At 42.7% G+C, this 8,889-nt stretch carries 10 protein-coding genes and 1 pseudogene; 9 read left to right on the top strand and 2 right to left on the bottom strand.

The genetic code is table 11. The features are described from left to right. Window positions 1–11: 11 nt before the first annotated feature. The 9 genes and pseudogenes from ACGF7G_RS05855 to ACGF7G_RS05815 all read left to right on the top strand — a co-directional run bounded on the left by ACGF7G_RS05855 (window position 12) and on the right by ACGF7G_RS05815 (window position 6,929). Window positions 12–1,127, top strand: coding sequence for a cupin-like domain-containing protein (locus tag ACGF7G_RS05855; protein WP_387464158.1), 1,116 nt, complete (start codon window positions 12–14; stop codon window positions 1,125–1,127). Beyond that, entirely contained in the window at window positions 1,120–1,899 is a 780-nt protein-coding gene (locus ACGF7G_RS05850) for a thioesterase II family protein (RefSeq protein ID WP_387464156.1), read from the top strand. Before ACGF7G_RS05855 ends, ACGF7G_RS05850 begins: the two co-directional genes overlap by 8 nt. A gap of 57 nt (window positions 1,900–1,956) precedes the next feature. Then, window positions 1,957–2,685, top strand: coding sequence for a GNAT family N-acetyltransferase (locus ACGF7G_RS05845; protein ID WP_387464154.1), 729 nt, complete (start codon window positions 1,957–1,959; stop codon window positions 2,683–2,685). Window positions 2,686–2,755: 70 nt separating this feature from the next. Then, complete coding sequence (locus ACGF7G_RS05840; RefSeq protein ID WP_387464152.1) at window positions 2,756–3,607, top strand: 3-hydroxyacyl-CoA dehydrogenase family protein; 852 nt, start codon at window positions 2,756–2,758, stop codon at window positions 3,605–3,607. 207 nt (window positions 3,608–3,814) lie between these two features. Further along, window positions 3,815–3,997, top strand: a complete 183-nt coding sequence (locus tag ACGF7G_RS05835; RefSeq protein ID WP_387464150.1) for a hypothetical protein — start codon at window positions 3,815–3,817, stop codon at window positions 3,995–3,997. A gap of 292 nt (window positions 3,998–4,289) precedes the next feature. Beyond that, a complete protein-coding gene (locus ACGF7G_RS05830) occupies window positions 4,290–4,469 on the top strand; it encodes a hypothetical protein (protein WP_387464149.1) in 180 nt (59 codons plus the stop codon). A 23-nt stretch (window positions 4,470–4,492) separates the two neighbouring features. Continuing rightward, window positions 4,493–4,969: pseudogene (locus tag ACGF7G_RS05825) on the top strand (phage tail protein); the annotation flags it as partial. Further along, on the top strand, window positions 4,969–5,565 hold the full coding sequence (locus tag ACGF7G_RS05820) for a tail fiber assembly protein (protein WP_387464147.1): 597 nt from the start codon (window positions 4,969–4,971) through the stop codon (window positions 5,563–5,565). The pseudogene ACGF7G_RS05825 and the gene ACGF7G_RS05820, both read left to right, overlap by 1 nt. 479 nt (window positions 5,566–6,044) lie before the next feature. Further along, entirely contained in the window at window positions 6,045–6,929 is an 885-nt protein-coding gene (locus ACGF7G_RS05815; protein ID WP_387464146.1) for a tail fiber protein, read from the top strand. 321 nt (window positions 6,930–7,250) lie between these two features. On the opposite strand, the gene ACGF7G_RS05810 is transcribed toward ACGF7G_RS05815, so the two are convergent. Next, window positions 7,251–8,255: a tyrosine-type recombinase/integrase gene (locus ACGF7G_RS05810; protein WP_387464145.1), complete on the bottom strand. Its 1,005-nt coding sequence runs from the start codon at window positions 8,253–8,255 to the stop codon at window positions 7,251–7,253. Beyond that, a complete protein-coding gene (locus ACGF7G_RS05805) occupies window positions 8,252–8,887 on the bottom strand; it encodes a hypothetical protein (RefSeq protein ID WP_387464144.1) in 636 nt (211 codons plus the stop codon). Before ACGF7G_RS05805 ends, ACGF7G_RS05810 begins: the two co-directional genes overlap by 4 nt. Between the last annotated feature and the right edge of the window lie 2 nt (window positions 8,888–8,889).

Raw genomic sequence — 8,889 nt, 5'->3', positions numbered from 1 at the left:
GAGAGTGAAACATGAGTTTTTTCGGTAATACATGGAATGCGCTCGGCGATATCGCAATGTGGACGTTCGAAGAAGTGAGTATTTATCGGCACAAACAAGGGAGGCCACGGGAAACGGGAAGCAACGACGCGCTGGCTCGTCTTGAGGCGGCCGAATACCGCAACGTGGAGAAAGTCTCGGATATTTCCGTCGCCGAGTTCAGTGAACGCTACTTGATGAAAAACGAGCCGGTTATTATCGCCGATGGTTTGAGAGACTGGCGAGCGAAGCAGATTTGGAGTTTTGACTACTTTTGCCAGCAGTTCGGTGATATGTCCGTGCAGTTGCAGGATGCCGGATTCAAACCGAAAAAGTGCGTCGAGCTGTGCGCTTACCTGCGGGAAATCGCTTCATTGCCTGCTGTTGAGCTGGGAGAGATGGGGAATGACCATGATTATCTGCGATACACTTACGACTCGTTTTTTAAACACTTGCTATTCACTTGGGGATTTGGCAACTGGGTGAACACTAACTCGTTCAGCTTCCTGGCATTTCAACATATTCAGGACCATTGGCGCAGACCTTATTTCCTGCCGGATGGCGGTTATAAGATTCCTTGGGTCCAGGTAGGGTCTCTGCATCCCAACAAACGGATGTGCCAGGATTGGGGACTCTACTTTTCCGCTCCGGGTGCTTGCACCCGTTTACACGTTGATGGTATGCGGACCAATGCCGTGTTGTGCCAAGTCGCGGGTAAAAAAGCTGGCTGGATCTTTTCTGCCTCGCTTGAGGATGCGGCCAGAAACGCTGCCGAGGGCCGTGTCGCTCCATCACAATCCGCCGGCGGGGAAAATCAGAGAGGCCAACCTCACAGCGAAGATCGAATATGGCGATTCGATTTGTTGCCGGGTGAGATCATGCTGATACCCAAAGGACTCGCTCATGAGGTGCATACCTTATCGTCCAGCATTTCTTTGACTTATAACTTTGTCACCAATCCGGAATACCGGGATTACTTCAATTTCAAAAGCGAGCGCGGCTCGGGCTGGATAGCTAGCGCGCCAATTGCCGCCGTTCCGGAGCTCGCTCTCATTCACCAGCGTAACCCTTTCCCCGTCAACACAACTAAAGGACTTAACCTTGTCTAATCCAATTTTATTTCCTGCGATTAAAAGACCGGAAGCCGAAGTTCAGCTGGTGTTTTTACACCATGCCGGTGGCTCCAGTTACCCTTATCTGCAATTGGCTCACAAGCTATCCGGATTAATTGAAGTCTATTGTCTGGAACTGGCGGGCAGAGGCGCGCGCATTTCCGAGCCTTTCCAGGCGGACGTTGAGACGGTGCTGCCTTATATTCTTGCTGCGATAAAACATTCGGGATTGGGAGAAGATAAGCCCTTGCTGCTGTGCGGACACAGTCTGGGCGCGGAGCTTGCCTATCAGACTGCGTACAGACTTGAGCGCGAAGCGCCTGGAAAGACGTTCAGCCTCATTATCTCCGCGCGCGGTTTTGTCGAGCCCAACGTTTTGGGGAGTGAGCTGCATGAGACGTTGTCGGATGCTGATATATTGCGCCTGCTTGAACAGTATGAGGGAACGCCCTCAGAGATTCTGGCTGATCCTGAGTGGCGAAAATATGTGATTAGCGTAATGCGAAATGATCTGCGTTTGCTGGCGTCTCTGTCCAGGTTGCCTAAGCCGGCGTTAAACGTCCAAGCTCATTTGATGGGAGGTGATCAGGACCGCCGTGTTCCTGTCTCCCGGCTAGCGGAATGGCATCGGGTATTTACTGTGCCGGTGACGCAAAAAATTTTCACAGGAGGACATTTTTACCTGTTTACTAATGATGAAGTGATCCCTTGGATCGAAGAACGAGCCAGAGAGTTGGCAGAACAAACCTCCGTTCTGTCTTTTTCATAGTTCTTTAACTGAGCGCGATTGTGCTCTCAATGACTCCAACCAAGCTGAGTAAGAAATATGTCTTTATTTTCACAAACGATAACTGACTTCTGGCGGACGCCATTTTTGAACGGAGACGTTCTTTATAGTGATGAAGTCTTTACTGTTGCCATCAACCCTGGTTTGAGCGAAGACCGTCGGGTCATGGTGCTGGAAACTTCCGATGATCGGGTTATGGCGGTCCTGACACCTGCGTTGGCCGATAAGTTAAGACTGTATCAGCGACAAGACCTGTCTGAGCCGATTTTTCGTCGGAAATTGAATGAAGCGGGAGTCACTCTACATGGTGCAGATTATCTTTTTTACTTTTCAAAAGCTGATAAGAACGTATTGCTGCAAGAGAACCTGGAAGGTGTCTTGCGTCGGTTAACAGAGCAAGATGACGCGGTTTTCTCCGAGTTCCAGTCCTCAGCCTCGGAACAAGACTTGGACGACGCTTATGTGGAATTGGATCACTGGGCGGTATTTGGCTCTTTTGAGCAAAAACGTCTGGTCAGCGCCGCCAGCATGTATCCTTGGGAGAATGCGCCAATTGCGGATCTCGGCGTATTGACTCTAACGCCCTTTAGAGGGCAAGGTCACGCCCGCAAAGTAGTACGTTCAATTAGCAAGTACGCCTGTGATCAGGGATATGAACCTCAGTACCGATGCCAGCTTGATAACCAGACGTCTGTGTCGCTGGCTAAAGCAGCGGGTTTAACGCTGTTTGGCAAGTGGGAAGTGATCTCTCCCGATTCCACTGATTGAGCGATGGTTGTCATCCAAGAAGTGAACCTGAAATAGAAACCTGTTAAAACCTAATAAAAAAGTAGTCACTATGTCAAAACTTAAAATAGCCGTGGTTGGCGGCGGAAATATTGGTTCCAGTCTTGCTTTTGATTGTGCTCTGCGGGGGCATGATGTGGTTGTTATTGAAAAAGACGCTCTTTCTTGCGAACAGAGCCGGGCGCGCATCACGGAAACCGCCGGTTACGCTCCTTTGTTCAGCCCGCTAGCTAAAGGAAAAGCACTTGAGGAGATGCTGTCCAACATCATCTGGTCTCAAGATTTGCAATCCTTGTCCGATTGTGCATTTGTGGTGGAAAACATCACGGAAAATATAGAGCTTAAGCAGTCGTTATATGCGCGAATGTCTGAGTTTATCGCGCCAGATACAGTGCTGGCGGCGAACACTTCCTGCATTCCTATCACAAAACTGGGTTCGTACCATAAAACGCCCTCTCAGGTGATTGGCGTGCATTTTATGAATCCGGTTTATCTTAAGCATACCGTAGAGGTTATCGTCGGTCTGAACACTTCCGAACAAACCAAAGATCGGTGTCTGGAAATCTTGGGTATGCTGGGTAAAAAAGCCGTTGTGGTGAAGGACGGTCCTGGCTTTGTCTCTAACCGGATTTCCCATTTATTTATGAATGAAGCAGCTTTCACCATACAGGACGGCGTAGCTCAACCTGCGGACGTGGACGCCATATTTAAAGAGTGCTTCGGTCATAAAATGGGGCCGCTTGAAACGGCGGATCTGATTGGCATTGACACGGTAGTAAATTCCCTTGATGTGCTCTACCAGATGTTTCAGGATCCAAAATATCGGGTTTGCCCACTGATGCGGACAATGGTCGATGCAGGTCATTTGGGACGTAAATCCGGCAGGGGTTTTTACACCTATTAAATCCTTGGCGATCAGGTAATCACTTTAAATACAGTGCTCCTGACAGCGGGGGGCATTTAATGAGTTAAATAATCAGCCAATTATAGGGAAAGCAATATTAAATATATTCGGAGACGGCTCTCAGAAAAAAGCAAAAATTGATATTCCAGATGTAAATAATACCTTTGAGTTCTCTGCTCCGTTAAAAGAAAAGAATTCCCTGATGATATGACACGACCACATGATTCCACCAGCGGTGCATTTCGGGAAGCTGATGTGAGGACACTGTTTCTTGTTAGAGAAGTTGGAACATCGTATGCCGTAGACTTCGATTCATCACGGGTGATGCGTTCAGCAAGCGAAACCCGTCCTCACAACATCGCATTTAACTACGTAGTGAGAGTAGCATAATGACAGCACAAAAATACTCTTTAGAACCTGAAGTAGCGGTTTTGGGAAAAGATGGAGGGGGAGAATAGTTTTCAGATGTTAAATGTAAACTTTGAATATATTTTCGACTACGAAATATTGAAATACTTATTGCTGTCAATTATATAAAACAGTTAATCTTATAAGAAATAGGAATGCCGCATTATTATTTTCATGAGCTAGACTTTGATTGGTATGAATTGCATAGGCAGTGTTTTTTCAATAACTTAATATGCTTATTACATAGGAATATTATTTAATTTAAGAGGAATATATGAGCAAGAAAAATAATTTTAAAGCTTTATCTATTAATGCTAATCCGTGGCCGTTGCCCTATTTTTCAGTAAAAGCTGTAAATTATTCAACTGGAACAGAATGGTTAGCGGATTCTAGTTATATAGGAGTGTCAAGACCACGAAACATAGTATTTAACTATATTGTAAGGGCAGCATAATGAATATATCTGTACTTGAAGAAATCCCGGTAGGAATACCACTTCCTTGGCCGACTAACATACCACCAAATGGGTGGGCGAAATGTAATGGCGCTATCTTTGATAAATCTTTATATCCAAAATTAGCGGAAGCTTATCCTAGTGGCATATTACCCGATTTACGGGGTGAATTTATTCGTGGCTGGGATGATGGGCGTGGGGTGGACGTTAATCGATATCTACTTTCCAATCAACTGGCAGATATTGCTCCACATAGTCACAGGATTGGTCGGATGTGGTCCAACTCAAATGCTGGAGCCGAGGGTTTGGGTACACCAAGCCGTATTCTCAATAGTGTCTACCAAAACGTTAACTACGGGATTGATTCTCGCGGACTAGGCATTGCTATCGGAATGGGATCGGGTGGTTTCGGTTATATGGATAATGTGGTTGCTGCTTCAACAGGAACAGAAACACGTCCGCGAAACGTAGCATTTAATTACATTGTGAGGGTTGCCTGATGAATAAGGCTGTACTGGATAAAAATAATATTGCTATCAGTACCGGAAGTATCATTGTGTTTAATTACGATGCGATTACGCTGGAATATTTAAACAGTACTGATGAGTATCTGCCTATTGGTGTCGGTCTTCCTGCTAATGCTTGCACAGATGCACCACCTGATATTAAGGAGGGATATGTCGCTTGCCGTTCATCTGATTTAACCCATTGGCTGATTGTACCCGATTACCGTGGAAAAACAGCTTACAACAAGCAGACACGTTTGCCGCAGGAAATTGCTGAAATCGGTGAGCTACCTGAAACCCTGACTTTCAAAAAACCTGTCACCGATTACGATAAGTGGGATGGTCAAGAGTGGGTAGTTGATAAAGACCTACTGAAATCCCATCAAATTGAAGAAGCCAAGCAGCAGAAAGCAACACTGCTACAACAAGCGAATGAAATACTATCGTTACTCCAAGACTCTGTTGACCTGGAAATCTCGACAGAGTCCGAAGAAGCCGCTTTATTGGCATGGAAGAAATACCGGGTATTACTAAGTAGGGTAGATATTTCACAGGTTCCCGATGTTGAATGGCCGGAAGTGCCGGAGTGATAAACAGGACCATTATGGCTCTGATTGCTATTAATAATTTGTTAATAGATAGCCGCAGTGGATAAATGTTTATTCAATTTTGAAAAAACATATTTTGAAATTATATTCTGAATGTGATCTAAATCGATAAAAAAGCTGCCTGACGGTGGCTTCGGACTACTGACAAACCTCGTTTAAAAGAACGGGGTTTGTTTTTTTCATGATGAAAAATGTAGCAGCGGGAGTTGCAGAAAGAGATGGAAGGAATAAAAGAAAAATAGTTTTCAGATGTTTAATATAAATCTCTGGATATATTTTTGACTCCAAAATGTTGAACTACTTATTGCTGTAATTATATAAAAACAGTTAACCTTGTAATTAATAAGGATACTGCATTATTCTTTTTCTGAACTAGACTTTGATTGTCGTGAATTACAGAGGATTATTTTTACAATAATTCAATATATTGATTATAACATCATTTAATTTAAGGGATGTATATGAGTCACAAGAATGACTTTAAGGCTTTTTCTATTAATGATAATGCGAATGTAGTGAGTCAGGGAAAATATGAAGAAAGTGAGCGTTTGTCAACTGGATTTCCACCAAATGATGTTCCCACACACTTGTTAAATAAAGTATTACGTCAAGCGTCAACGATATCATCTGTCGTGGCTGATTTTATTGCGACACGATCTGGTAATGATGTTCTGGATGATGGAAACATAGTCAAACTCACTGCTCAATTAAATAAAGCGTTAGAGCAAAAAATTACAACAGATATTCCCAGTGCTTCATTAACACAAAAAGGTGTTGTTCAACTTACCAATGTGATTGGCAATAGCGACACATTGGCGGTTACACAAAAGCTTGTTCAGGAAGTAATAAACTCATTACGTGAGTATACCCGCGAAGAGATAGATAACCGGATTAAAACAGCCAATGAAATTCCTATCGGTTCTCCTATTCCGTGGCCGCTACCCCATCCACCTATTGGTTATTTCACTTGTAACGGTTCAGCTTTTAATAAATTACAGTACCCGAAATTAGCTGAAGCTTATCCTGATGGTAGATTACCTGATTTAAGAGGAGAGTTTATTCGGGGATGGGATGATGGAAGAGGGGTGGATTCATCTCGTTCATTATTGTCATGGCAAGAAGGGTCTTATTTAGTACAAGAAGTTAATAATCCGCCTGATAGTATTGTTAATTTCTCACTTAATGATCGTGTGGCACTACAGTGGGATATCCCTAAAAATCAAGCTATTTCGGTAAGAGCTAGGGGCGTTACAGCAGATCGTGGAACTTGGACTACTGCTGCTGCTTATATAGGGATATCAAGACCACGCAACATTGCATTTAACTACGTAGTGAGAGCCGCATAATGATCCCCATGTGTGTGGACCTCTGATATTGAGTGGCCGGAGATGCCGAAGTAAAAAATATAGTGAACGAATAGTGAAATGTGATTTGTGTCATAAAAAAGCCACCTTGCGGTGGCTTTTTCTTTTCCCTAACTCACTGTTTTACAGCAAGTTTTTATTTGGTGCCCAGGGCGGGACTTGAACCCGCACAGCCTTACAGCCGAGGGATTTTAAAAACCATTACAGTATTTTAAGAAACAATAAGTTAAGCTAAATCAGTTGGTTATGTTTTATATATGTGCATTAATATAGGGCTATATATGATGTTGCCGCCACTTGAAATCAGTCATCTTCAATCTGATCATAAGGGTTGAGAGTTAGTGCCAAATCGAGATGTTCTGGAGCAAAGTGTGCGTAGCGCATTGTCATATTTATAGTGCTGTGACCCAATATTTGTTGTAGCACTAAAATATTGCCGCCACGCGTCATAAAATGTGATGCAAATGTATGACGGAGCACATGAGTTAATTGTCCATCCGGGAGGATTATTCCCGCTCTAGATAATGCTCCTTCAAAAGCGTCGTAACAGTTCGAAAACAGAATTCCTCGGCGCGTCGGTAATCTATCGTATAAGCGTTTTGATATTGGTACTGTACGATTTTTACTACTTTTTGTTTTTGTGAATGTTACTTTGTATTTCATTACTTGAGATTGAGTTAATTTTTGTGCCTCTCCCCATCGAGCCCCAGTTGCAAGACAGATACGTACAACATGGCCTAGGTCTTTATTTTTGGAATCATCGCAGGCATCCAACAGGCGTTTAATATCTTCTTGGTACAGAAATGCTAGTTCTTGGTCTCCTTCTTTGAATTGTCTGATGCCACTTAGAGGGTTGCCTCTTTCCCATTCACCCATTCTCTTTAATTCTGAGAATACGGCATGCAAATATGATTGCTCTCTATTAACTGTAGATTGCGCCGGTGATTCTCGGCCTTTGGCGTTCCATTTGCCATTCAGCCTTTCTTCTCGATAAATAGCAAATGCATTTTTATCGAAATCAATAGCAAAGGGATCACCTAATCGTTTACATAAAGTATCTAATTTAGTTTTGCGCGACTTGCCATCATTAAGTGTTTGGCCGTGCATTTCATACCAACGATCAACCAAGTCGCTTAACTTTTGAGTATTCTCAGCGGAAATGTCTAAATGTTCTGTGGAAGTCATACGGCGATCAAATGAAAGTGCTTCTCCTTTTGTAGCAAACTGTTTTCTTACTCGCTTTCCATTTCGTCCGTTGGGGTAGCATTCACAAATCCATTTACCAGACTGTAGTTTTCTTACTGTCATAGAAATTTCCAAGAATTTAATTGTAAAATATCATTAAAGAATTCTTCTTTACTGTATTTCTTTCCTGCGTATTGGATCTTTGATGTTATTCGTTTGACTTTGAATGTTCTGTTATCAGATGCATTCATACAGAAGCAATTAAAATATGGTTCACCTTCTGAGTTTATCGAAACCTCATTCAATAAAACATTTCTCCTACTTCTGTTATTGTTTAAGTCTCTGTAACTGAATTCTACACTGATAGGACTATCAGCCCATATGATAGATAAATTTTCTTTAAATTCATTGGATTGTGATTCATTCCATGCCTCAGTGTCATAGGATGTATCTTCGACATCATCTTTATCACTGAATATGACTCTATCCACCATTTCTTGCAGATTTAAAAGCTCTTCGCTATTTAGAGAATTGAGATAACTCCTGATTTCTTTTTCCGATTTGAAGTTTGAAATAGGATTATTTGTGATTTTTTCAATATCTTTTTTATATCCCCGGATAAGATCATCTTGTATTTTTAGTTGCTCGTCCATTTTTTTTGCTTGTTCTTTTAACTTTTTATTTTCTTCCGTGGTAGCATATGTACCAATGGAAAACACAATAATGGTCCCTAGCACCCACAAAAAAGTAGTCATAA

The organism is Photorhabdus sp. RM323S (genome assembly GCF_042879375.1).
In the GTDB taxonomy this organism is placed as follows: domain Bacteria; phylum Pseudomonadota; class Gammaproteobacteria; order Enterobacterales; family Enterobacteriaceae; genus Photorhabdus; species Photorhabdus tasmaniensis.
This window is presented reverse-complemented; position numbering and strand designations above follow the sequence as displayed.